23 protein-coding genes and 1 riboswitch are annotated in these 21777 nt (G+C 61.9%); of the genes, 5 read left to right on the top strand and 18 right to left on the bottom strand.

Annotation, left to right across the window (positions count from 1 at the left end; translation table 11 throughout):
- Positions 1–19 precede the first annotated feature (19 nt).
- From ACIP6G_RS09875 to uraD, 7 genes are all read right to left on the bottom strand, one after another.
- Positions 20–625 carry a malonic semialdehyde reductase gene (locus tag ACIP6G_RS09875; RefSeq protein ID WP_400289767.1) on the bottom strand — a complete coding sequence of 202 codons (606 nt, stop codon included), beginning with the start codon at positions 623–625 and terminating at the stop codon, positions 20–22.
- 185 nt (positions 626–810) lie between these two features.
- The gene (locus ACIP6G_RS09870; protein WP_400289765.1) at positions 811–2022 is read right to left on the bottom strand and encodes an MFS transporter; all 1212 of its coding nucleotides are present in this window, start codon (positions 2020–2022) and stop codon (positions 811–813) included.
- Between the two features lie 67 nt (positions 2023–2089).
- Positions 2090–3052 carry an ROK family protein gene (locus tag ACIP6G_RS09865; protein WP_400289763.1) on the bottom strand — a complete coding sequence of 321 codons (963 nt, stop codon included), beginning with the start codon at positions 3050–3052 and terminating at the stop codon, positions 2090–2092.
- 295 nt (positions 3053–3347) lie between these two features.
- Positions 3348–4883 carry a nucleobase:cation symporter-2 family protein gene (locus tag ACIP6G_RS09860; protein ID WP_105656556.1) on the bottom strand — a complete coding sequence of 512 codons (1536 nt, stop codon included), beginning with the start codon at positions 4881–4883 and terminating at the stop codon, positions 3348–3350.
- Between the two features lie 75 nt (positions 4884–4958).
- On the bottom strand, positions 4959–5882 hold the full coding sequence (gene pucL / locus ACIP6G_RS09855) for a factor-independent urate hydroxylase (protein WP_400289761.1): 924 nt from the start codon (positions 5880–5882) through the stop codon (positions 4959–4961).
- A 4-nt stretch (positions 5883–5886) separates the two neighbouring features.
- Entirely contained in the window at positions 5887–6243 is a 357-nt protein-coding gene (gene uraH, locus ACIP6G_RS09850; protein WP_105656558.1) for a hydroxyisourate hydrolase, read from the bottom strand.
- A gap of 66 nt (positions 6244–6309) precedes the next feature.
- Entirely contained in the window at positions 6310–6804 is a 495-nt protein-coding gene (uraD, locus tag ACIP6G_RS09845) for a 2-oxo-4-hydroxy-4-carboxy-5-ureidoimidazoline decarboxylase (RefSeq protein WP_105656559.1), read from the bottom strand.
- A 322-nt stretch (positions 6805–7126) separates the two neighbouring features.
- Here uraD and ACIP6G_RS09840 point away from each other — a divergent pair, with 322 nt between their 5' ends.
- Positions 7127–7321, top strand: coding sequence for a hypothetical protein (locus tag ACIP6G_RS09840; protein ID WP_133833838.1), 195 nt, complete (start codon positions 7127–7129; stop codon positions 7319–7321).
- Positions 7322–7418: 97 nt separating this feature from the next.
- On the opposite strand, the gene ACIP6G_RS09835 is transcribed toward ACIP6G_RS09840, so the two are convergent.
- Positions 7419–8072, bottom strand: a complete 654-nt coding sequence (locus tag ACIP6G_RS09835; RefSeq protein ID WP_166650753.1) for a TetR/AcrR family transcriptional regulator — start codon at positions 8070–8072, stop codon at positions 7419–7421.
- A gap of 174 nt (positions 8073–8246) precedes the next feature.
- On the opposite strand from ACIP6G_RS09835, the gene ACIP6G_RS09830 reads away from it, so the two are divergent.
- The gene (locus ACIP6G_RS09830) at positions 8247–10520 is read left to right on the top strand and encodes an ABC transporter permease (protein WP_400289757.1); all 2274 of its coding nucleotides are present in this window, start codon (positions 8247–8249) and stop codon (positions 10518–10520) included.
- A 67-nt stretch (positions 10521–10587) separates the two neighbouring features.
- Here ACIP6G_RS09830 and ACIP6G_RS09825 read toward each other — a convergent pair whose 3' ends face one another.
- Positions 10588–10923 (bottom strand): LuxR family transcriptional regulator, encoded by a 336-nt coding sequence (locus ACIP6G_RS09825; protein ID WP_400289755.1) that lies wholly within the window; start codon positions 10921–10923, stop codon positions 10588–10590.
- 106 nt (positions 10924–11029) lie between these two features.
- Positions 11030–12046, bottom strand: a complete 1017-nt coding sequence (locus ACIP6G_RS09820; RefSeq protein ID WP_400289753.1) for an AEC family transporter — start codon at positions 12044–12046, stop codon at positions 11030–11032.
- Positions 12047–12245: 199 nt separating this feature from the next.
- Between ACIP6G_RS09820 and ACIP6G_RS09815 the strand changes: the two genes are divergently transcribed.
- Entirely contained in the window at positions 12246–13010 is a 765-nt protein-coding gene (locus ACIP6G_RS09815) for an SDR family oxidoreductase (protein WP_332731079.1), read from the top strand.
- Positions 13011–13241: 231 nt separating this feature from the next.
- Here ACIP6G_RS09815 and ACIP6G_RS09810 read toward each other — a convergent pair whose 3' ends face one another.
- From ACIP6G_RS09810 to ACIP6G_RS09800, 3 genes are all read right to left on the bottom strand, one after another.
- On the bottom strand, positions 13242–13682 hold the full coding sequence (locus tag ACIP6G_RS09810; RefSeq protein WP_166650752.1) for an SRPBCC domain-containing protein: 441 nt from the start codon (positions 13680–13682) through the stop codon (positions 13242–13244).
- Positions 13683–13739: 57 nt separating this feature from the next.
- Complete coding sequence (locus ACIP6G_RS09805) at positions 13740–13997, bottom strand: hypothetical protein (RefSeq protein ID WP_332594590.1); 258 nt, start codon at positions 13995–13997, stop codon at positions 13740–13742.
- A gap of 86 nt (positions 13998–14083) precedes the next feature.
- Entirely contained in the window at positions 14084–14545 is a 462-nt protein-coding gene (locus ACIP6G_RS09800; protein WP_105656568.1) for a MarR family winged helix-turn-helix transcriptional regulator, read from the bottom strand.
- Positions 14546–14714: 169 nt separating this feature from the next.
- Here ACIP6G_RS09800 and ACIP6G_RS09795 point away from each other — a divergent pair, with 169 nt between their 5' ends.
- Together ACIP6G_RS09795 and ACIP6G_RS09790 are read left to right on the top strand one after the other, a co-directional pair.
- A complete protein-coding gene (locus tag ACIP6G_RS09795; RefSeq protein ID WP_105656569.1) occupies positions 14715–15716 on the top strand; it encodes a pirin family protein in 1002 nt (333 codons plus the stop codon).
- Between the two features lie 17 nt (positions 15717–15733).
- Entirely contained in the window at positions 15734–16066 is a 333-nt protein-coding gene (locus tag ACIP6G_RS09790; RefSeq protein ID WP_400289750.1) for a GNAT family N-acetyltransferase, read from the top strand.
- Between the two features lie 10 nt (positions 16067–16076).
- Here the strand turns inward: ACIP6G_RS09790 and ACIP6G_RS09785 are convergent, their stop codons facing one another.
- The 5 genes from ACIP6G_RS09785 to ACIP6G_RS09765 form a co-directional block, all read right to left on the bottom strand.
- Positions 16077–16265: a hypothetical protein gene (locus ACIP6G_RS09785; RefSeq protein WP_105656632.1), complete on the bottom strand. Its 189-nt coding sequence runs from the start codon at positions 16263–16265 to the stop codon at positions 16077–16079.
- Positions 16266–16278: 13 nt separating this feature from the next.
- Entirely contained in the window at positions 16279–17661 is a 1383-nt protein-coding gene (locus tag ACIP6G_RS09780; protein ID WP_400289748.1) for an MFS transporter, read from the bottom strand.
- A 23-nt stretch (positions 17662–17684) separates the two neighbouring features.
- On the bottom strand, positions 17685–18422 hold the full coding sequence (locus ACIP6G_RS09775; protein ID WP_400289746.1) for a ZIP family metal transporter: 738 nt from the start codon (positions 18420–18422) through the stop codon (positions 17685–17687).
- 61 nt (positions 18423–18483) lie between these two features.
- Positions 18484–19839: a replicative DNA helicase gene (gene dnaB, locus ACIP6G_RS09770; RefSeq protein WP_105656572.1), complete on the bottom strand. Its 1356-nt coding sequence runs from the start codon at positions 19837–19839 to the stop codon at positions 18484–18486.
- 1068 nt (positions 19840–20907) lie between these two features.
- Positions 20908–21408 (bottom strand): flavin reductase family protein, encoded by a 501-nt coding sequence (locus ACIP6G_RS09765; protein WP_400289745.1) that lies wholly within the window; start codon positions 21406–21408, stop codon positions 20908–20910.
- A gap of 94 nt (positions 21409–21502) precedes the next feature.
- Positions 21503–21619: riboswitch (SAM riboswitch) on the bottom strand.
- Between the last annotated feature and the right edge of the window lie 158 nt (positions 21620–21777).

Here is a 21777-nt window from a genome sequence, read left to right as displayed (position 1 = left end):
TTCGAAGTACTCGATGCACCTAGACGGTGCGGACAACTGCTTCGTAGTCGAAGCGTGCTTTTGGCGAGCCGATCTCGCTCTCGGCTGGCTGGCCGATATTCACGACCAGGAAGCTCTTCTGCTCTCCTTCCGGGAAGAACGATGCGTCGATGGCGGAGAAGTCCGCGCCGGTCATTGGACCTACCGCGAAGCCCAAGCTGCGCGCGGCGAGCATGAAGTAGCCTGCCTGCAGGTGTGCGTTGTTGTTGCCGGTGGATGCGGTGAAGTCCGCATCAGCATCGTACATGGCCTTGGGCGCGTTGTAGCCGGGCAGGAAGTTGTCCCACTGTTCGTGCCATGCCGTGTCATAGCTGAGGATCGCTACCAGCGGAGCTGCTGCGGTCTTGGCTTTATTGCCGTTGGAGAGCGCGTCGACCAGGGTGGCGCGGGCTTCGTCCGACCGCACGTAGGTGACGCGCAGCGGCTGGGAATTGAACGCGGTTGGACCGAACTTGGCCAGTTCGTAGATTTCCTGGGCCTGCTCCTCGGTAACCTCTCCGGTGAACGCGTTAGCGCTGCGTGCCTCGCCAAAAATGGCCTTGAGCGTTGCTGTGTCGGCCTGGATTTCCTGGGATGCAACTGTCATTGATTGCCTTTCAGATCTGTCCGAGGCCACTGGTTCGGGCCATTGCCGGATACGGTTTTCCTCTATCAATGCCCAACGAGGATCGACTGCGCCTCATTCCGGCAAACCACGTGTTCTCTGCCACACGCAGACCGGGGCCCACTGGAGCTCGGCTGTGTTGCCAGCAATGCCCGCCGCACGCAGGCCTAGGGTCCGGCAGGGATTCGCGAGTTTGCAGAATCGTCCCAGCGGCGATGAAGCCTGGCGCACCCGATTGCGCACAGTGCGATGATTGCGCCGAAGCAGGTCACTGCCATCGATTCGCCGCTAATCTGCCCTACCCAGCCCAGCCCCAGCGCCCCAAGTGCGGTCAGGGCGTAGCCCAGTACCCAGAAGGCGGAGCTGGCGCTGCCTCGATGCCGCAGCTCGATGCGCCGCAGTACGATGCCCAGTCCCACCGGGAACAGCGCACCATGGCTCAGTCCAGCAACCACTAGGCCAACCAGGTACACCGTGACCGCCAGGCCCCCGCCTAACCTCGGGGCAATAGCTATCAGCACCGCGCCCACCGCCAGCCCGGCATAGCCCAGCTGCACTTTTTCGCTGACCAGCTTCCCGCCCGCTTTCTGTCCCACGGCAGTGGCGGCGAAAATCAGCGAACCGATGAGCCCCAGCAGGCGCAGGTCGGTAATCCCAAAGGCACGGACCACCAGGATGGACGTCATGGCTGTACAGCCGCCCATGACCGCAAAACCCAGGGTCATCAGTCCGCCCACGCAGAAGTCCCGTCGTGCCAAACGCGGCACCAGCGGAAGGCTGAGTTTCCACCCGCCCCGGCGGTGCGCAACACTGTCGGGGATCATGGTCAGCAGCACGATGCACAGGCCCGAAAGCACCGCGTGCACGCTGAAAGCGATCATGGGGGTAGCCGGGAAGAAGAAAGTCAGAAATGCCGCCAAGGCCGGCCCGCTGCCTAGTCCCGCCATATTCGCCAGGCTGGAAATGGCGGCACCGCGTCCGGAGCTGGAGACCAGATCCGCCAAATAGGCTGTGGCCGTTCCGGTGACCAAGCCGGCGCACACCCCGGACAGGGCCCGGGCAATGAACAGCATGGGAGCGTCGGTGGCCACGGCATAAAGCATCCCGCTGGCGGCCGAGGAGAGCAACCCGAGAATCATGACGGGCTTGCGGCCAATGGCGTCAGAGAGGGAACCGAAGATGCACAGCACCGTGAGCACCACAAGGGCGTATATCGCAAAAAGCTGGGTCGAGGCGGCGGTGCTCAGGCCGTGTTCATCCTGGAGCATTGGATACAGCGCGGTTGGCATGGTGGTACCGCACATGGCGACCGCGTAGGTTCCCAAAACGACTGCTAGCGGCCAGCCACGGGTCTGCGGCGGCTTCTCTGGCAGGACCATGCCGGAACCTCGCTCTCGTGTTGAATAACAACCTGAGCCTAGATAAGACCTAATGTCCTGTCAATGTTTATTGCTGTTGATTGAACCTCGCCAAATCAGCAGCCCCGATCAGGCCTGCCACCGGACCCAATTCGGCTTGGCTGATCTTCGCAAAGGGACGGTAGCCCCTGCCGGAGAGGGTGCGGCGGTAGGTCTCTTCCGCGGTGGCCACCAGTTGCTTTGACGCCGCGCCCAAGCCGCCGCCGATAACGATGGTCCCCGGATCCAGAACCGAGACCAGATTCGAAATGCCCAACCCGAGCCATTCGCCCATATCCGCAATGAGGTCGGCGCACGCCGGGTCGCCCTCTGCGGCAAGTCGAGTTACCTCCGCCCCGGTAACGGCCTCCGGATCATCGCCCACGGCCTCGCGCAGGCGGAAGGCCACCGGTGATTTGCTGCGCACAAGTTCGGCTCCTTCCCGGCCCAGGGCATTGCCAGAGGCGTACTGCTCCCAGCAACCGCGGTTTCCGCAGGCGCACCGATGGCCGCCGGGAACGATCACCTGGTGCCCGAATTCGCCAGCAATCCCGGACTTGCCACGGTGGATTTGCCCTCCGAGGATGACCGCCCCACCGATCCCCGTTCCGAGGGTCAGGCATACCATGTCGCTTTCGCCCCGGCCCGCGCCAAAACGATGCTCGGCCCAGCCGGCCGCATCAGCGTCGTTGACCAGGGTCACTTCATGTCCTACCAGCTGCATCAGACGGTCGCGCACCGGTTCATTGCGCCAAGACAGGTGGGGGCTGAACAGCACGTTCTGCCCCTTGCGGTCCATCCATCCCGCGGCTCCAATGCCCACCGGAAGACCTTCGTTGCCCTTCAAGAGCTCACGGATCATCTCAGCCAGGGCACGTTCGGTCCCCGCCACGTCATGGTCAGGTGTCTCGCGGCGGATTTGCCCGAAGGCGTTCCCCTCTTGATCCACAAGGGCTGCAAGGATTTTGGTGCCACCGATGTCAACGCCGATGGAAAGATTTGCTGAACTCACAGTCATCTAGCTTAGACCCTCGCAAAACGCCGATGCTCCCGCTGCCGCGCAGGAGCCCGGGACTGGTCCGGTGCCTGCACGGAACATCCAACGAAGTCCAGCACTTGGGCCAGCCCTGCGCCAGGTGCCCGGAAAACTCGTCCGGCGGTGCTCCCTGGCTGTTCGCGCTGTGAAGTGCAACTGCTCGAGCTCGCGCAAAATGCCCGCAAACCGGAGTTTGCGAGCATTTCGCGCTAGCTGCTACTTCTCGTCATCGAGCAATTCCTCGGCGTCGGGTTCGGATGGGGCCGATTCCTCAGTGCCCTGATGTCTCGGCAGGCCTGGGTACAGGCATCTGGATGGCTCCGGTCTGGATCTGCTCGAATTCATCGGGCGTGACCACCGGAATTTCGTAGCCTTCCTTGTCGATGAGCTTGCCGCCCACGTAGTGGTCGCCATCGAGCAATCCGCAGATCTCCTCGGTCTTGACCATGCGTGGCGGAGCCGCCGAGAAGACCGATGCATCCTTTGTATTCCCGAACTTGAGTTCGTTGAACAGCAGGTTCAGCAGCACGGCCATCACGGCCGCCGAGGAAATCCCGGAATGGAAGATCGTCTCGAACCACGTGGGGAATCCAGCGTAGAAGTCCGGCTTCACAATCGGGATGCAGCCAAAGGCAATCGATGCCGCGACGATCACCAGGTTCATGCCGTCGTACTTCACCTTGGACAGGGTCCGGATCCCGGAAGCGGCGACGGTGCCGAAGAGCACGATGCCTGCGCCGCCGAGCACCGGAGTCGGGATGGCAGCGACCACTCGTCCGAGGATCGGCAGCAGGCCGAGCACGACGAGGATGCCGCCACCGGCCGCGACAACGAAGCGGCTGGTGATTCCCGTGATGGCCACCAGGCCGACATTCTGCGCAAAGGCCGACTGGGTGAAGGTATTGAAAATCGGCGCCACTGCGGAAGAGGCCATGTCGGCACGCAGGCCGTCGGCAATGCGCTTGGAGTCCACCTTCGATCCGGCGATCTCGCCCACAGCGAGGATGTCTGCGGTGGTTTCGGTGAGGATCACCAGCACCACGATGGTCATCGAGATGATGCCGCCGATTTCGAAGACCGGCATGCCGAAGGCCAGTGGCTGCGGGAAGGCGAAGATCGCGCCGTGCCCGACCTGCGAGAAATCGGCCATGCCCAGCAGCGCTGCGGCGACGGTGCCCAGCACGATGGCCAGCAGGATCGACATGCGGGAAATCGCCGCATTGCCGACCTTGGACAGCAGCAGGACCACCAGCAGTGTTCCGGCGGCCAGGCCGATGTTGGCCAGCGACCCGTAGTCATCGGCCTTGGCGTCCCCGCCCATGGCCCAGTTGGCCGCGACCGGGGTCAGCGAGATGCCGATCATCGTAATGACCACGCCGGTGACCACCGGCGGGAAGTACCTGACAATGCGGGCGAAGAACGGCGCTATGAGGAAGCCGATCAGCGCTGCGACGAGCACGGCCCCGAAGACCGCCTGGATTCCGCCTCCCCCGTTGACGATGGCCACCATGGTAGCCACGGATGCGAAGGACGTGCCCTGGACCAGCGGCAGCTGCGCCCCGAAGAACGGGATGCCCACGGTTTGCAGGATGGTGGCCAGCCCGCCGACAAACAGGCAGCAGGCGACCAGCAGGCCCACCTCGTCCGGAGCCAAGCCGGCAGCGTTTCCGATGATCAGCGGCGGGGCGATAATGCCGCCGTACATCGTCAGGACATGCTGCAGGCCATAGGCAAAGGACTTCCCCAGAGGGAGCTTCGCGTCCTCGGGACGATTGCCTTTGATAGATTCATCTTGTGTAGCGCTCAAGGCTGACCTCCTACGTCAGTCGCTGCCAAAGGTGTGCCGGCGTGCCAGCGCCGGCCCACCTTCAACGCCGTTCAGTTAGATAAATGCCGGAATATTGGCCCAGATGGGGTGATTCGCCTCGGTGCCTTCGCGGGTGATCGTCGCTTCGATCAGGCCGTATGGGCGATCCGCGGCGAAGAAGACCTCATTGGGGTTGTCTTCGCCGAAGACTTCCAGGTCAACCAGGAAGTGGTGCTTGTTCGGCAGGGACATCTTGATTTCGGCGATTTCCGGATGCGCTTCGAGCACTGCCTGCCCCATCTGGAACATGGTCTGCTGCAACGCGTACGAGTGGGTGTCGGCGAAGCGGGTCAGCAGCAGGTGGCGCACCGAGGTGTAGACCGCGTCGAAGTCGATGCCCTGGGCGATGGCCTGGCCGGTGTAGCGCCAGCGCGCAGTCACGTCGGTGGCCAGGATGCGGTCGGTGGTTTCCTTCAGGGTCGTGTACTTGTCCACCGGGAAACCGTGGAACTCGCTGCCCGTGGACTTCAGGACGGTGAGGTCCTCCAGGCCGGCAACGATGGACTTCTTGCCTTCGGCGTCGATTTCCAGCACGGCGGTGCGCACTTCGGACTTGTTCTGCGAGAAGGCGTGGTCATGGTCGTTGATGCGGTCCCAGAAGAACTGCTGGGCTGCCCAGCGGCCGCCGGTGATCCACTCGAATTCGCCAGTGAAGTGGTTTCCCAGCTGCACCAGGAACTCCTCGATGGCGCCCACGCCGTTGCGGGCCAGGCCATAGACGGTGTTCTTCTGGGTGTCGGTGGCGACGACGCGGCCGTTGTCGCCGTCCTGGTGCGCGGCGGTGAAGTCGCCGTGCAGCTGGCTGGTGACGTTCAGGTCCTGGATCTGGTGGCGAACGGTGTCGCGGGTGATCTTGACCAGGCGGACTTCGGCCTTGCCGTACTGGTTGGAGCCCAGCACGATCTTGGTATCTGCTGGGGCGGTGATTTCGGTAGTCATTGTTCTAACTCCCTCGGTACGTGGAATATGCAAACGGGCTGATAAGAAGAGGTACGTGGTAGTGCTCGTCGACGTCGTTGACGAAGAAATCGATGCTTACCGCGGGGAAGAAGCTTTCCGTTCCCTGCTTCCCGAAGTAGCCGCCGGTTTCAAAGGAAATCCGGTAGCGGCCGGCTTCAACCTGTATCGGTCCGAGGTTCTTGATGCGGCCATCGGCATCCGTGGAACCCGAGCCGATTTCTTGCCAGCCGGATGCCGTCTTGGCTTCCAGCGTGGCCTTGACACCGGAGGCAGGCCTCCCGGTCCCGGTGTCGAGTATGTGGGTGGTGATGTGGCTGCGTTCGCCGTTTCCATCTGCCATGTTCATCTCCTGGCTGTCGGAGGGATTGGTATCGATAAATGCGCAGGGTTCACCCCGGGCATGGGCTTAGTTGTCCACCGAGTTTTCCAGCCGCAGCAGCGCAATCTGGCGCAGCTGCTCTGCTACTTCAAGCAGTTCAGCCTGTTCTGCGTTGGCCAGCCGGCGTTCGCATTCGGCAAGGATTTCTTCGGTGCTGCGGCCGGCGGCGCGGATGAGGAATACCCTGTTGAAGCGCTGCTCATAGGCCCGGTTGGCTGCTGCCAGGCGGCCGGCGACATCGTCATCAAGGTCCAGGCCTGCCTGTTCGCCGCGGGAGAGGTCCGCTTCCTTGCTGCTTCCCTGCGCCTGTTCGCCGATGCGCGGATGGTGGGCCAGGGCGGCGGCAATTTCCTCGCGGCTGAAGGGAGCGACGTCCTGGAGCGCAAAGCTGGAAAGCGCATCGAAGCTGCTGAAAGGACGGGCGGAAACAAGGGCATCGATCCAGCGGTCGACATCGACGCAGGGGCGCAGGAAATCAGCGGCCTCGGCTGCGGGCAATTGGTTGAATACGTCTAAACGCATCGGGTGATCAGCTCTTTTCAAACGGTCGTTCTTTCCACGGACCTTGGCTGAACACCCTTACCACCGAAGGAGACTTCGGCTTCGACTCGATGCTGGTTTCGTGGAACCTTGTGTGACCACTGTAATCCACCTCACAGCGTCGCAGTCAAGCGAAAGCTGGAAAAACTTTAACAAGTGTGACTTTTTGCCGGTTTCCATATTGTGGATAGATAATTTTGCGCCCAGCTATTGCAAACGCTCCGACATAGCCTACATAATGGTTTCACAACACAGAAGATAATTTCCATATTATGGAAATGAGAAATCGCGAAGGAGGGTCGCAATGACCGCTATCAACCCAAGCAAGATCAACTGCACACCGGAGGACCAGCGCCTCATTGCCACCACCGACGCCTTGCGCACCGGACTGTTCCAGCCCATCGAGAACCTGGATCCGGATATTGCCCGCCAGCCGCGGATCACCCGTGAGGCCCCCTCGCTGTGGAGCCGCCTGTTCGGCCAGCACCCGGGACGCTAGGCGTCCCCTGAAGACCACGCAGAGGCCAACCCCTGAGGCGTCGGGACCTGGCCTCTGCGTTTTTTAATTCCGGCTGCAGCGCCTCGCGCCAGCCCGGCTAGTCCTCGCCGAATCCCATGAAGTCGGCCGCAGCGGTGCTTGGCGCCGCCAGCATGCCGACCATGGAATCGACCAGGAAGTAGCCCAGCGACTCCCAGTTGCCCCGCTGCTTGCCTTCATTGACCGTGCGCTCGTACTGCGCGCACAGCCCCAGGAACATCGGACCGAGAATCAGCGCACGCGACCTGACCACGACCTCCGGAATGCCCTCGAATTCCTTGCGAGCACGTCCTGGGCCCGCCACGCTCAGCACCTCGTCGCGCAGGCTGTCGCCCACAATCGCCGGCAGGCCTGGATGCAGCCGTGCCTGGTAGAGGAATTGCGCCCGCCAGGAGGGCCGCGGCAGCGCGTCAAAGGAATAGATCCAGGGAAGGGTCCGCACGGTGACCACCTCGCGCAGGCTCGCCTCCGGTCCGCCAGCAAGGGATGGCAGGCGGTTGCGGCAGCTGCGCATGTCGCCCAGCGCCCGCTGGAGCATGGCCTGCAACAGGTCCTCGCGGCTCCCGAAATGGTATTTGATCGCCGAATGGTTGGCAGTACCGGCATGCTCGGTAATTTTCCGATTCGATACGGCATCTATGCCGTGGCTCGCGAAGAGCTCTTCTGCCGCATCGAGCAAGACCTCCCGCGCCTTATCGCCGTGTCGGCTCACCGTTCCCGCCTTTCCTCGCATCATCTCGTCCCGGCGCCCAAGGAAGTGAACCTCGGCACAGTTGCAGACAATTTTACGCCATGTGGCGTAAATTAGTTGTTAGTATTCAACTAAAGACCTTGGCGGGTTGCCTCGCACCCCGCTGCAGACCGAGAATCCAAGGAGCATGCGCAGTTGAGCAACGACGCCGCAGTCACTGAAAACCCGCCGCCCTCCCGCAGGGCCAAGCGCGAGAAGCAGCCTCTTTCCGAGCAGGAAGCGGCCGCCAAACGCGCCAAGGCCGAAACGATCGGCAGGACTGTCGCAGTCTTCATCATGCCATTGATGATCGTGGGCATGATGATCTGGGGCTACCTGGGGGCCATGCACCACCAGTCGGCCACGAACATGCCGGTGGCCATTTCGGCCACCAGCAGCGCAGCGGCCGGTGACTTTGCCCGGGCGCTGGAGGACAGCAATGCTGAGGCCGTGGACCTGCGCATCGTGGACTCGGCCCGCGAAGCCCGCGAGCTGGTCTACGACCGCGAAGTCACCGCTGCGGTGGACCTCGATGGCGATACGGCCACGCTGTACACCGCCAGCGGCGCCGGCATGTCAGCCACCTCGGCCATCACGGCCGTGCTCACGCCGGTCATCATGGAGCAGTCGCTGGAACTGGCTTCCCAGGATCTGGTGCCGCTTCCGGAGAACGACTCCATGGGCATGGGCGCCATGCTGCTGGCCACCGCGATGATCACTGCCGGCTACATGCCCTGGTCGATGGCCTTCTCGAACTCCCCGGAACTGCTCAAGCGCCGCCGCGCGCTGCCGCTGCTGGGCGGATGGTCGCTCCTGCTCTCCGGGCTGGGCATCCTCGTCGGCGGCCCGATCCTGGGCGTCATTCCTGCCGCGAGCATCCTGCCCGCGTGGTCGACCCTGGCCTTGGGCGTCTTCGCCGTGGGCGCCGGGCAGCTGCTGCTGACCCGCATATTCGGCGCCATGGCCGTCATCCCCGGAATGTTCCTGTTCATGGTGCTGGGCCAGCCGGCCTCCAATATGGGCATGTCGGTCTACACCCTGCCGAAGATCTTCCCGTTCCTGCACCAGTTCCTGCCGATGCCTGCCCTGGGCGAAGCCATGCGCTCGGTGCTGTACTTCAACGGCGACGGAGCGGCCCGGCATATCCTGATTCTCGCCGGCGGTGCCGTCGCCGCGCTGCTGCTGGTCGCCCTGCTCGATGCCCTGCGCATCGCCAAGGGCAAGAGCGATATCCCCACCCAGATCAATGTCGCTTCCCTGCATGGCGGCCCGCGCCCCAAGAACAAGGCGTGGCGCTACATCACCTTGGCCGCGCTGCCTTTCGGCATGATCGCCATCATGCTCAGCTCGATGCTCGGCGCCATGCAGACCCCGGTGCCACGCGACATGCCGGTAGCCGTCGTGGGCTCCTCCGTGGAGCAGGCCCAGCAGACCGTGGATTCGCTGAACGAATCCATGGAGGGCATGTTCGAGTTAACCGCCATGGACAATGCCGCTGACGCCCGGTACCTGGTCGAGTCCCAGGAGCTGACAGGGGCCTTCGTGCTGCCTTCGGAGCAGAGCCCGGAAGCTGCCGTCTATACCGCCCAGGCTTCCGGCAACGCCGCATCGCAGCTGCTGGTCCAGGTGTTCACGCAGATCGGCCAAGGGCAGCAGATGGAAGTGGACCACCAGGAGCTGGCCCCGCTTCCGGAACACGACAATATGGGCACCGTGGCCATGTACCTGGGCATGGGCTGGGTGATGGCAGGCTTCATGGTCATCATGGTCGGCGCCACCGCGGCACCGCACATGGCCCCGCTGCAGAAACTGGTCCCGCTGGTGGCCGTGTACTCGGCCTTCATGTCCGCCGTGCTCTGCCTGATCGCCGGCCCGTTCACCGGGGCAGTGGAGGGCCACTTCGGGCAGCTGTTCAGCGTCGGCATGCTCGCGATTTTCGCGGTGGCCATGCTCACCACGGTATTCAACCGCCTGCTGGGCATGGTCTGCCTGGTCCCGACCATGCTGATCGTGATGTTCCTGGGCGTCCCAGCCTCCAATGGCGGGCTGTCCATCTACATGGAACCGCGCATCTTCACCATCCTGCACGACATCCTGCCGATGCCGGCTGCCGTTGAAGCCATCCGCGCGATCGTCTACTTCGACGGTGTCGGACTCGGCTCCCACCTGGTGGTCCTGGCTATTTGGGCCTTGGCCAGCCTGGCCGTGACCATGGTCATCGACCAGCTCAAGCCGGTGCAGACCTCCAGCCACCCGGTTTCCGCCGAGGAGCTCGCCGCGCTGCAAGGCCGGGCGCTTGAAGCCAAGGCGAGCGAAGCCGCGGCATCCGCCGACGCCATCGACGCTGAAGCCGGGGACTTGGCAGACGCCGAAGCCGCGGCCGGCGAAAGCGGCACTGGAGACCGGGAGAAGGACGCGGTCAGCGTCTAATCAGTCCTTCTCCCCTGCAGATGCGGGCCGGTTCATGGATGTGAACTGGCCCGCATTTTGCTGTCCCCTAGCGATCGATCTTGGCTACGGTGAGCAGCACGCTGGAATCCTGCGTGGCGCTGATTTTCAGCCTCCCCTCGGGAAGCACAATGAGATCCTGGCTGCGCCCCTCCCACTGGTTGCCCAGGGATGAAACGGTGACCCTGCCCTGGAGGACCAGCAGTGTCGCTTCGCCGGGATTCACATGTTCTTGCAGCTCAGTGCCGGCCGTGAGCCCAATGACGGTTTGGCGCAGGGTGTGCTCATGTCCGCCGAAAACCGTGCTGGCAGCTCGGCCATTGGTTGCATCCGCGGCTTCCCTCAGCTGGGTTCGGGCGATGGCGGCCAGCGAAAACTTCTTCATCAAATCCCTGCATCTCATCTCTCGGGCTGGATACTCCGGGCCGATTAGCCTGTGCTGCTACAAGACTGTCCCCGCACCGGGGCAAAGGTCAAGGAAAGCGCGGGGACTACTTCAGTACCAATTGAGCCAGCACCGGCAAGGCAATGACCGACAGGACGCAGGTGATCACGATGGCCACCGCGGTCGGCTCGCCATCCCCGGTGTCGCTCTGGGCCATGATGTAGGCGGTTGCGCTGACCGGCATGGCCGCCATGAGCACCGCGGCATTGAACCAGATGCGATCCAGATCCGGGGCGAAAACAAGCAGCATTGCCACCGTCAGCGATGGCATCGCCACGAGTTTGCCCAGCACCATGGCCGCGATGGAGGTTCTCGCCCAGCTGCCGCCAGCCGCAGAGCCATCCGGAGCAACCGGTGCATGCTTCCTGGCACGCGAACGGTCAATGGTCCGCTTCAGCGACATGCCGATGACGAAGAGCGCACCCGGGGCGGCCGCGGCGGATATCAGGTCAACGGTGTCGTCCACAGGCCGTGGTACGGGCACATCGAGGATTGCTACCGTGCCGCCAAGGACCATGGCCCAGGTGACCGGGCTGTAAACCAGGGCATTGCGGATGGTCCGGGCGATGCGCGCGGCGCTTGCCGGGTGCTGGCCTCCCTTGCCGTTGGGCAAGAGAATTTGGGCGAGGATGGGGAATCCGACCATGAAGATGATGTTGTGGACCAGTTGCCCCATGCCCGCGGCGAACCCGGCTTCGGCGCCCATGACGCCGAGGATAATCGGGATTCCCAAGTACGACACGTTGCCGAAGCTGGTGGTCAGCATGCCGGCGAGCGCCCGCGCCCGGTTTGCGCGCAGCAGATAGCGGAAAGCCAGCCAGCTGAGCAGGGCGAAAAGCAGCGCGGAGACGATACTGATCCACAGGAATGCAAGCGGCACGCCTTCGCTGATATCCGCCCGTGCAACCACCTTGTAGAGCAACGCAGGCAAGGCGACATAGAAGACGAACACATTCAGTGCCGGTTCCACGCTGGCCGGGAATTTGGGTGCATGGCTGGCGCCGTAGCCGATGAGCATGACGAAGAATAGCGGCAGCACGCCATAGAGCACGTCGAGGAACACAAGCCTCCTTAGGGGATGTACGGCCGGGGTTGCGGGGACCGAGCACTTCAAGGTTAGTTGCTTGCCAGGCTGATCCGGGAAATGCGCTCGGGGGCGCTTCGCAACATGCAGGCGAAAACTGGGGTTTGGCGGCGCAAATTCCTAGGATGAGACCACGCGCCTCGTCCCATCACTGTTGAGCTTTCCGCAAGGAGAATTGATGTCCCACGCATCTGGAGTCCCGCATGCCCCGCGCACGATTGCCATCACCGGCGCAGGATCAGGCATTGGCCGCGCCACCGCACGCCTGCTGCTGGCGCAGGGATGGAATGTGGTGCTCGCCGGGCGCACCGCGGCTAACCTGCATGAGACGGCGCAAGGCCACGATTCCGCCTTGGTGGTTCCCACGGATGTTAGTGATCCGCAGGCTGTGGAACACCTGTTTGCCGAAGCGGCGCAACGTTTCGGCACGGTCAATGCGCTGTTCAATAATGCCGGGATTTTCGGTCCCTCGGCAGCCATCGATGAGCTGAGTCCGGCCCAGTGGGATGAGGTTTGCCGGATCAACCTCACCGGGGCCATCAACGCGGCCCGCACGGCCTTTGCCCATTTCAAGGCCAACGACGGCGGACGCATCATCAACAATGGATCGATTTCAGCGCAGGTTCCGCGCGTGAACTCCGTTGCCTATACCGTCACCAAGCACGGCATCGCCGGCTTGACCAAATGCCTTGAACTTGATGGACGGGAGCACCGGATCAGGGCCACGCAGCTCGATATCGGCAACACCGCCAGTGACCTGCTCGATGATTTCGGTGCCACCCAGGGTGCCTTGCAACCGGGCGGCCAGCGGCTCGTCGAGCCGACATTCCCGCTGGCCCAAGCCGCTGAGGCCGTTGCGTACATCGCCGGGGTTCCGCTCGGTACCTCCATCAACCAATTCACCATCACGGCTGGCGGAATGCCCTACATCGGGCGAGGCTAGGCCGCAGGCAACCGGAGGAAGGAATCGGCGTGCAAGTCGATGCTCCGGTTGCGTGCGCACACGCTGCGCGCCATCGGGTCATCATGGGGCATGAACCTGCCAGAACTGCGCCAGCGGCGGCAAGGAAACGCCTTTCAGCCACATGCCAGGCTTTGCCTCCGCCGGCAAGAGCGCGAAACTGGCAAGCGTTCGCAGCTGCTTTGCTGGTTCTTCCCCTGCCGTACTAAAGGCCTAGAAGAATTCCGCCAGCAGCGCTTCGAGCTTCGCAAAAGCGGAATTCCATGCCTTGGTGCTGGATTCGATAACCTCATAAGGCAATGGGGTTTGGGTCAGCGTCAGCATCGTCTGCCCGGCGAACTCCTTGAATTCGATACGGGTTTCAATCACGAGGTCCAAGGTCATTTCGTGCGGGCCGTCGGCACTGACCAGGCATTCGTATTCGTCAAAAGACGTCAGGACCGCCTTGAGCGGCACCTTGGCATCCGGGTTATCAGCCTGCACCATGTTCAGTTCATGCCGGCCGCCGACCTTGGCTTCGAATACGACGGAATCTTCCTCGACAAGCCAGCCATCGGGACCCCACCACTGGGCGATGATTTCCGGCTCGACGAAGGCAGCCCAAACGGCGTTCTTCGGTGCGGAAAATTGCCGGGCGACTACGAGTTCAGTCATCGATTCCATAAGGTCAATATTATCGCGGCCCGCCATCAGGTTCACCTGCGGGCGCCGCTATCCCTGCGGACGGCGAGGCTCCATGCGGCTCGCGGTGTACACCGTTTGCTCATCCGGCGAGGTTCCGGCAGCTTCATGGGCGCGCATGACCTTCATTGCGCGGTCCCATTTGATGCGTTCGCGAGGGCTGGCGAGGACACGGCGCTCGGCCGGACCGAAGATGGACAATCCCAAGTACTTCAGACGCCAGAATATGCGGTAGCCGACGCTTAGTCCGGTGGTATCGGAAATGATCGGCAGGGGTGATTCATCCATGATCGTCGTCCTCTTCGGTCATTGGGTTTGCGAGTACTGGCACTTCAATCATACGTCATTAGTTGGTGCACCAACTAAATGGGGTTCTAGCTTTTCGGAGCGTTCGAACCTGCAGCAATAATGCGGTCCAGGATGCCGCGCAGCTCCAGCACATCCTTGTCGGTCAGGGCAAGCCGGGCCATCATTTCGCGAGGCACCTCCACCGCTTCAGCACGCAGCGCGGCGCCCTTCTCCGTGGGCTGAATGATGACGGCCCGCTCATCGTCCGGGTTCTTCGTCTTTGCCACCAAACCGGCAGTTTCGAGGCGCTTGACCAACGGTGAAAGCGTTCCCGGATCCAGGTGCAGATGCCCGCTAAGGGCACGGGCGCTGATCGGCCCCAAGTCCCAAAGGGCCAGCATCACCAGGTACTGGGGATGCGTCAGCCCCAGCGGATCCAGCACGGGCTTGTATGCCGAGATCACCGAGCGCGAGGCTACGGCCAGGCCGAAGCACACCTGCTTTTCCAGCTTGAGGAGATCTTCGTCGCGAAGAATAGCACTGTCCACGTTGTCGCAAGCTCCTTGAAAGATGCCTAATACCACTGCATTGATCGTACCGCGGTCGAGAATACCGTGCCCGGGCCGAAAGCTGCCCCGGGTCGCAGCGCCAATTCCAGTTGCGTTCGAATCGGTGGCGCAAGTAGTCAAAGCGGGCCACAGTGAATAGCCTTGGCATATGAGCAATCTTGAGCACCGGCCTGAGGAGATCGGCTGCAGTGCAGTGCGTTCCCAGGCAGAGGTTGAAATCCTGGAACCACGCGAAGTGCCCTTGGGCGGTCCGCGGGCAATGACGGTCTTCCGGACACTGCCGCAAAAGCAGCGCAGCCTGATCGGCGCTTGGTGCTTCCTGGACCATTACGGTCCTGACGATGTCGCAGTCACCGGCGGGATGAACGTGCCTCGTCACCCGCACACCGGACTGCAGACTGTCTCTTGGCTCTTCACCGGAGAGATCAACCATATGGATTCGGCCGGGTTCAAGGCGACCGTGCGACCCGGCGAGGTCAATCTGATGACCGCCGGGCACGGAATCAGCCATTCGGAGATCCTCACCGAAGACACCACCATCCTTCACGGCGCCCAGCTATGGACCGCGCTGCCGGATCATGCACGGGATATGGAACATACTTTTGAGAACTACCGCCCGGAAGCGCTCACCGCTCCCGGCTGGTCGCTGTCGGTCTTCCTTGGCACCTACGGGGTGTCGGGCAAGTCGTCCACCTCCCCGGTGAAGACGCACACCGAGCTCGGTGGCGCCGAACTGCGCCTTGAACCGAACACCGAGATCGAAGTGGTTGTCCCCGGGCACCATGAGCACGGGATCCTCCTGGACTCCGGCAATCTTGAAGTCAACGGCCATGAACTCGCTCCACGCGATCTCGGGTTCGTGCGTGCGGGATGCACGACCCTGCGCCTGAAGTCCGGGGACCAACCGGTTCTGGCGCTGCTCATCGGCGGAGAGCCGCTGAAGGAAGACATCCTGATGTGGTGGAACTTCGTAGGCCGCACCCATGAGGAAGTCCTCGCGTTCCGCGCGCAATGGCAAGCCGAGATCGGGGCCGAGCCCGGGGATGCCTCCGAGGATCGCTTCGGGCCTTTCCCGCCTAATACTCCGGCAGCCTTGCCGGCTCCAGCACTTCCCACCGTTCGCCTGCGCCCGCGCGTGAACCCCGCCTAACCAGTAAGGAACTCCCAATGAGCGACATCAAACCAGTATTCCTGTCCGAGCGCCAGCGCTTCGCCCTCGACGATGACGGCAAGATCATCGGAGCGGCGCACTACCGCGATTTTGATGGGGCCCAAGGCGTCGAGCGGATCTTCTTCCACACCACCGTGGATGAGGAATACGGCGGACAGGGCCTAGCCAGCGTCATGGTGAAATTCGCGCTGGAGAACACCATCGCCAGCGGTGCCAGGATCGTTCCGGTCTGCCCGTACGTGAAGGCCTACGTTGCCAAGCACACCGAGTATGCGCAGCATATCGTGGAACCGGACAAGGACCACCTGGGCGTCCTGCCGCGCGGCTAAACCGGAGACCTCAGGGGTTCATCTTGAGGCCGCGTGCGGCCAGCTCGTCGCGGAGAATGCGGATGGCTTTCGGGCCGACGCCGTGCAGCGCGAGCAGCGCCGCGGTGCCGGCCTGCCCCGCCTGCTCGAGACTGGTGATGCCGGCCTGCTCGAAAGCCCTGGCGGCGGGGTTGCTCGTCTTGGGAAGCTCTGTGTCCATGATCCCAGCGTAGTCAGGCTGCTGGCTGCGCAACAGGTTTGGTGCGCGGCGAGATCGCGATCAGGACCAGAATCAGCAAGAGGCTGAAGCTGAAGACCGAGATGAACTCCATCCCGGTGGCGGCCATCGCGAAGATGACGCCACCGACGGCGGTGGTTCCGGCGTTGCCCAGGGAGTCGGCCACGGTCATTGCCGATGAGTTGAATCCCTGTTCATCCTTGGCAGACAGGGCCAGCATGTTCACGTTTTGCCGCGGGAAGATCATCCCCATGCCGAAGCCGCCCACGGCCCATCCGCAGACCAGCACGAGGACCGGCGGATGGAAGATCGCGGTGGCCAATGCGGTTGAAATCGCTACGCTGCCGGCGATCGCACCCACGGTGATGCAGGTGGAGGATTCCACCTTATCCCCCAGCTTTCCTTGCAGCCATGAACCCACCGACCAGCACAATGCCGAGGCCGTCAGGATCAGGCCCGCCCGGTCGGGACCCAGCTGGTAATCCTCGCGCAGCAGGTACGGCAGATAGACTTCCACGCCGAAGAAGGCCCCGGCCACGAAGATGCGGGTCATGATGGTGGACGGCAGCCCCTTGGCCAAGCTGAACGTGCCCTTGGGCAGCAACGGGCGAATTGCTGCAAGGGCTACCGCCAATGCCAAGACCAGTCCCAGAAGGGACCAGCTGCCCTGCGCATTGCCGAGCAAGTTCATGCAGATGACAGCCAGTCCAGTCAGGCCGGCCAGCATCAGCCGCTTCTTGGAAATCGGCCCCAGGTCCGGATTGCGCTGGGAGCTCAGCGACTTCAACGCCGGCACGATCCCGCAGAAGGCGAGAACCACCAGCACCGCCACGCCGGAGAACACCCAGCGCCAACCGAGGTGCACGGCCATCAAGCCGGCCAGCCAGGGGCCGATCATCGCCGGGACCACCCAGGCGGTAGCGAACAGGGCGAAGATCTTGGAATGCAGATGCGCAGGATACGCGCGGGCAATGAGCACGTAGATGGCGACGGTGATCGCGCCACCGCCAATTCCCTGCAAGATGCGCCCGGCAATCAGGACCTGCATGTTCTCGGCTGAACCGCAGATCAGCAGCCCAATGCAGAAAACGGCCACGGCGATGGACAGCGGGTGCTTGGGCCCCCACCGGTCGGTGACTTCTCCGGCGGCAACCATCCCCAGCATCCCGCTGGCGATTGGCGCGGCAAAGGCCAGGGCGAAGTAGCGTTCGCCCTCCAGCAGCTCGCTGACCAGTGGCATTACCGTGGTCACGGCCATGGATTCGAAAGCGACCAGGAAGACGAGCACGAACATGCCAAGGGTGGTGGCAAGATACTGCGGAGCATAGATCGTGGACTCGGCGCGCTCGGCTGATTGGCTGCTGCGGTTCAGGGGCATGCATCCATGATCTCAGGTTTCCCCTAGCCGCCGATCACGTGCAGGCTGAAGGCCGCCAGGAAGCCCGAGGTCACCAGCAACCCGGTGTAGTCGTGCTCCACCGTGTAGGCTTCCGGGATCATGGTGTCGGCGATCATCGTCAAGATGCCTCCGGCAGCGACCGCGGTGGCGAAGGCCAGCACTTCACCGGGCATGGATTCCAGCAGCAGCGCTCCGAGGAAGGCAGCGATGCCGCAGGAAATGGCTATCGATCCCCAGAGCAAAACGATCGAGGACCCCTTGCGCCCGGACTCTTTCATCTGTGCGGTACTCGCCAGCCCCTCGGGGACATTGGAGATGAATATGGCGATGAGCATCGCCGGATTAATGCTCGCAGTGGCGACCACGGAAAGTCCAAGGGCCACGGACTCGGGAATGCCGTCGATGAGTGCACCGACCGCGAGCGCGGTTCCCGATGACTCCTGCTCTCCTGCGCGCTGCGCCTGCCGCTTTGAGGTTCTCCACGCCAGCAGCCGGTTCGCGCCGAAATACAAGGCAGCGCCCACGATCACGCCGCCCAGCGTCGCAACGAGGCCGCCGGTTTCATAGGCTTCGAGCACCAGCTCGAAGGCCAGTGCGCTGACCAGGACCCCGGCACCGAAGGCCATGATGGCGCTGACCCAGACCTTGGGGATCTTCAGCCACCAGGCCGCGCCAGATCCCAGCAGCAGGGCCGAGCCGGCCACAGTGCCCCACAGCAAAGCCTGCATCGAAGCGAACATGGCACCCACTATAGCCAGCAATTCGCTGGCTTAGTAGGTGCCATATGAGTTCTGACTGGGACTAACCCTCGGTGGACATGTTGTTGAAGCGCGAGTAGTGGCCTTGGAAGGCCACGGTGATGGTCTTGGTCGGACCGGCACGGTGCTTCGCGATAATCACGTCAGCTTCGCCCGGACGGTTTTCCTTGTCGTAGACGTCATCACGGTGCAGCAAAATCACCATGTCGGCGTCCTGCTCAATCGAGCCCGATTCGCGCAGGTCCGAAACCATTGGCTTCTTGTCGGTACGCTGCTCGGAACCACGGTTCAGCTGCGACAGCGCAATCAACGGAACGTCGAGTTCCTTGGCGAGCAGCTTGAGGTTACGCGAGAACTCGGAAACTTCCTGCTGGCGCGATTCCACACGCTTGCCCGAGCTCATCAGCTGCAGGTAGTCCAGGATGATCATGCGCAGCTCGTTGCGCTGCTTGAGGCGACGGCACTTGGCACGGATTTCCATCATGGACATGTTCGGCGAATCATCAATGAACAACGGGGCTTCGTTCAGCCGGCCCATGGTCGTGGCGATCTTGGTCCACTGCGCGTCTTCCACCGAGCCCTTGCGCAGATCCTGGAGCTGGATGGATGCTTCGGCCGAGAGCAGGCGCATCGCAATTTCATTGCGGCCCATTTCCAAGGAGAAGAACACGGTGGCCATATTGTGCTTGATGGCAGCAGAACGGGCGAAGTCCAGCGCGAAGGTTGACTTGCCCACCGCAGGACGGGCGGCGATGATGATCATCTGGCCGCCCTTCAGGCCCTGGGTCAGCTCGTCGAATTCATAGAATCCGGTGGGCACACCGGTAATGCCATCGCCCGCGTTGGCCGCGTTCTCGATTTCATCAACGGTGTCTTCGATGATGTCCGAAAGGCGCACGTAGTCTTCACTGCTGCGGTTCTCGGCCACCTTGTAGACCTCTGCCTGGGCTTCGTTGACGATTGCGTCAACTTCACCATCTGGCGAGTAGCCCATCTGGACAATACGCGTTCCAGCGTCAACCAATCGGCGCAGCACGGCGCGTTCGCGCACAATTTCTGCGTAGTACCCGGCGTTGGCTGCAGTTGGAACCTGCTGGATGAGATTGTGAAGGTAGGCGGCGCCACCAATGCGCGAGATTTCGCCGCGCTTGGTCAGCAAGTCGGCTACGGTGACCGCATCGGCTGGTTCGCCACGACCGTAGAGGTCGACAATCGCCTCGTAAATCGATTCGTGGGAGGGACGGTAGAAGTCGGTGCCGCGAATGGATTCAACGACGTCAGCAATGGCGTCCTTGGAGAGCATCATGCCACCGAGGACCGACATCTCGGCCTCGATATCCTGTGGCGGCTTGCGCCCTGCGTCGGAATCTCGTCCTTCGTAAACCGGCTCAGCACTCATTGCAGACACTTCCATCCCCTATTGACCCGCTGGGAAAAATTATCCTTGCCTCATGGCAACGCTTCATCGTGTCAGTCGATACGGACATTTGGATGTCAGGCGCCTGTGGATATTTCTCTCCCGAACCCAACACTAGGGCTGTTATTAACAGGCGTAAACCTCATTATCCACAGAATATGTGGATAACACTCCTCTACCTGTGGAGTTCCCTGTTCACAGTCTGGGGAGAACTCTGTGGATTACCCCACTCTACGTATCATTAATATCTGTTGACTTGGTTGTTTGTATTCGCACACCTGTGGACAGAAACTTAATTCATTGAAGCTCACGCCAACCGACCCAAGGTTATCAACACCCTTAATCGCCCAGTTCCCGGGGTTTTTCACCCTTTGTACACATTTGCCCACGTCTTGTCCACAGTTTTGTGGATAACCTTGTGGATACTGGTCAATTTACAAAACCCTAAGTCACCGTGGATTAAATTCGCCAGCAAGGCCGGATCTTCCAGTAGTCCACAATCGGCTAGGGTTTCTGCGTTCGGGGGCGGTGGATAACTTAATGTGTGCAACGACTCTGCGGGCGAACCTGGATCAGCGACTGGGCTGCCGGCGCACTCTCGCCACTTCGCGTCCGCAACGCGCGCCAGTGAAGACGCCATAAAGCGCCGGTTTCATTTGTGATGCGCGGCCTTTGCATGGCTCGGAAACCCCATCCGAGGGTTGCCGGCAATTCGCTGCCACTCTGGTCCAGCGTGCAGCGAGGATCCATGAGCTACCTGCGCGGTTCTGTTCGACAGCCCAGGCGGGTGGCGGATATGGCGAGTTCAAGGTTTCTCGCGACAGATACTTTGATGACGAGGTTATCGCCAAATGCCTGGGGCAGCTGACCCAAGATGGCAGGCCATGAGATTGCCAGCCATCTTGCCACGTCTTCAGGGTGGCGAGAGAGAACGGGCATTGCCGGTGTCGAGGGCTGCGGGGAACGGCTCAACCCGCCTAACCGGAATTCAAAAAGCTCCGGCCAGATCGATGATTTGATCTCGCCGGAGCTTTGGAAGATGCGAAGCGCTTATACGAGCTCAGGAATCGGCAGCGAATGGAACCGCGAATCATGGAAGATCTGTGGCGAGTGCTCGGAGGTGCGGTGCCCGTGGACTTCCATCAGGACTACCCAGTGATCCCCCGCTTCGACCTCGTTGTAGATCGAAGTCTCCAGCCACAACGTGGAGTCGTTGACGAAGAGCGCGCCCTGATCCGAGGAATAGGTATCGATTCCGCGGAACCGGTCGCCATTTTTCGACGCAATCTGAGCGCAGACACCATCATTGCGTTCGCTCAGCACTGAGACGCCAATGCGGCCAGCTTCGCGCAGCTTTGGCCAAGTGTTCGAGCACTTCTGCACGGCGAACATCACCAGTGCAGGTTCGAGGGAAACTCCCACGGTAAACGATGAAGCGACAATTCCGGTCTTCACGCCATCCAGTTCTGCACAGAGGGCGGCTACCCCTGATGGATGCTGAGCGAAAACCTTGCGCAGGGTCAACGGGTCAAGTTCAAGATTCAATGACATGGCTCGATTCCTTTGGGTCTTGCCCACCGCGCAGTAGCCTGCAAGCATTGGCTTCTCGTTACTCGAAGCCGCTTGGGCTGAAGTTCCGCGCCGTGTGCGGTACTTGTTCCAGCACATTTTGTGTGGAACCGAATCCTCACCTGGAGCACCCCACTACCGTTGAGAGGGTTGCCGATCAGCAAGCCAGGGCTTATAGCTGATGCTCTTGATTCTGTTTAAAACGATATGGCTCATGACGAACAGCCGTCAAACATTTCACTTCGCAAATCGCAATATTCGACGCAATATTCGATCCAAGGCCCCGCCAGAAGTCCTTGGGCAGTCTTTTATTCGCCATACGCCGCGCTTCTTGAACGCCTCGGCCCCATG

The sequence above is a fragment of the Glutamicibacter sp. NPDC088483 genome, assembly GCF_044753145.1.
Lineage (GTDB): Bacteria > Actinomycetota > Actinomycetes > Actinomycetales > Micrococcaceae > Glutamicibacter.
The sequence above is the reverse complement of the archived record's forward strand: the minus strand, read 5'-3'. Positions and strand labels throughout refer to the sequence as shown.

Excerpts from the sequence above, each read along its gene's own strand:
- ACIP6G_RS09840 (WP_133833838.1), top strand. The coding sequence starts at position 7,127 with ATGACCGCTATCAACCCAAGCAAGATCAACTGCACACCGGAGGACCAG.
- ACIP6G_RS09810 (WP_166650752.1), bottom strand. The coding sequence starts at position 13,682 with ATGACTGAACTCGTAGTCGCCCGGCAATTTTCCGCACCGAAGAACGCC.
- ACIP6G_RS09805 (WP_332594590.1), bottom strand. The coding sequence starts at position 13,997 with ATGGATGAATCACCCCTGCCGATCATTTCCGATACCACCGGACTAAGC.
- uraD (WP_105656559.1), bottom strand. The coding sequence starts at position 6,804 with ATGCGTTTAGACGTATTCAACCAATTGCCCGCAGCCGAGGCCGCTGAT.
- ACIP6G_RS09765 (WP_400289745.1), bottom strand. The coding sequence starts at position 21,408 with ATGTCATTGAATCTTGAACTTGACCCGTTGACCCTGCGCAAGGTTTTC.
- ACIP6G_RS09825 (WP_400289755.1), bottom strand. The coding sequence starts at position 10,923 with ATGAAGAAGTTTTCGCTGGCCGCCATCGCCCGAACCCAGCTGAGGGAA.
- ACIP6G_RS09785 (WP_105656632.1), bottom strand. The coding sequence starts at position 16,265 with ATGGACACAGAGCTTCCCAAGACGAGCAACCCCGCCGCCAGGGCTTTC.
- uraH (WP_105656558.1), bottom strand. The coding sequence starts at position 6,243 with ATGGCAGATGGAAACGGCGAACGCAGCCACATCACCACCCACATACTC.
- ACIP6G_RS09870 (WP_400289765.1), bottom strand. The coding sequence starts at position 2,022 with ATGGTCCTGCCAGAGAAGCCGCCGCAGACCCGTGGCTGGCCGCTAGCA.
- ACIP6G_RS09815 (WP_332731079.1), top strand. The coding sequence starts at position 12,246 with ATGTCCCACGCATCTGGAGTCCCGCATGCCCCGCGCACGATTGCCATC.
- ACIP6G_RS09775 (WP_400289746.1), bottom strand. The coding sequence starts at position 18,422 with ATGTTCGCTTCGATGCAGGCTTTGCTGTGGGGCACTGTGGCCGGCTCG.
- dnaB (WP_105656572.1), bottom strand. The coding sequence starts at position 19,839 with ATGAGTGCTGAGCCGGTTTACGAAGGACGAGATTCCGACGCAGGGCGC.
- pucL (WP_400289761.1), bottom strand. The coding sequence starts at position 5,882 with ATGACTACCGAAATCACCGCCCCAGCAGATACCAAGATCGTGCTGGGC.
- ACIP6G_RS09875 (WP_400289767.1), bottom strand. The coding sequence starts at position 625 with ATGACAGTTGCATCCCAGGAAATCCAGGCCGACACAGCAACGCTCAAG.
- ACIP6G_RS09790 (WP_400289750.1), top strand. The coding sequence starts at position 15,734 with ATGAGCGACATCAAACCAGTATTCCTGTCCGAGCGCCAGCGCTTCGCC.
- ACIP6G_RS09780 (WP_400289748.1), bottom strand. The coding sequence starts at position 17,661 with ATGCCCCTGAACCGCAGCAGCCAATCAGCCGAGCGCGCCGAGTCCACG.
- ACIP6G_RS09795 (WP_105656569.1), top strand. The coding sequence starts at position 14,715 with ATGAGCAATCTTGAGCACCGGCCTGAGGAGATCGGCTGCAGTGCAGTG.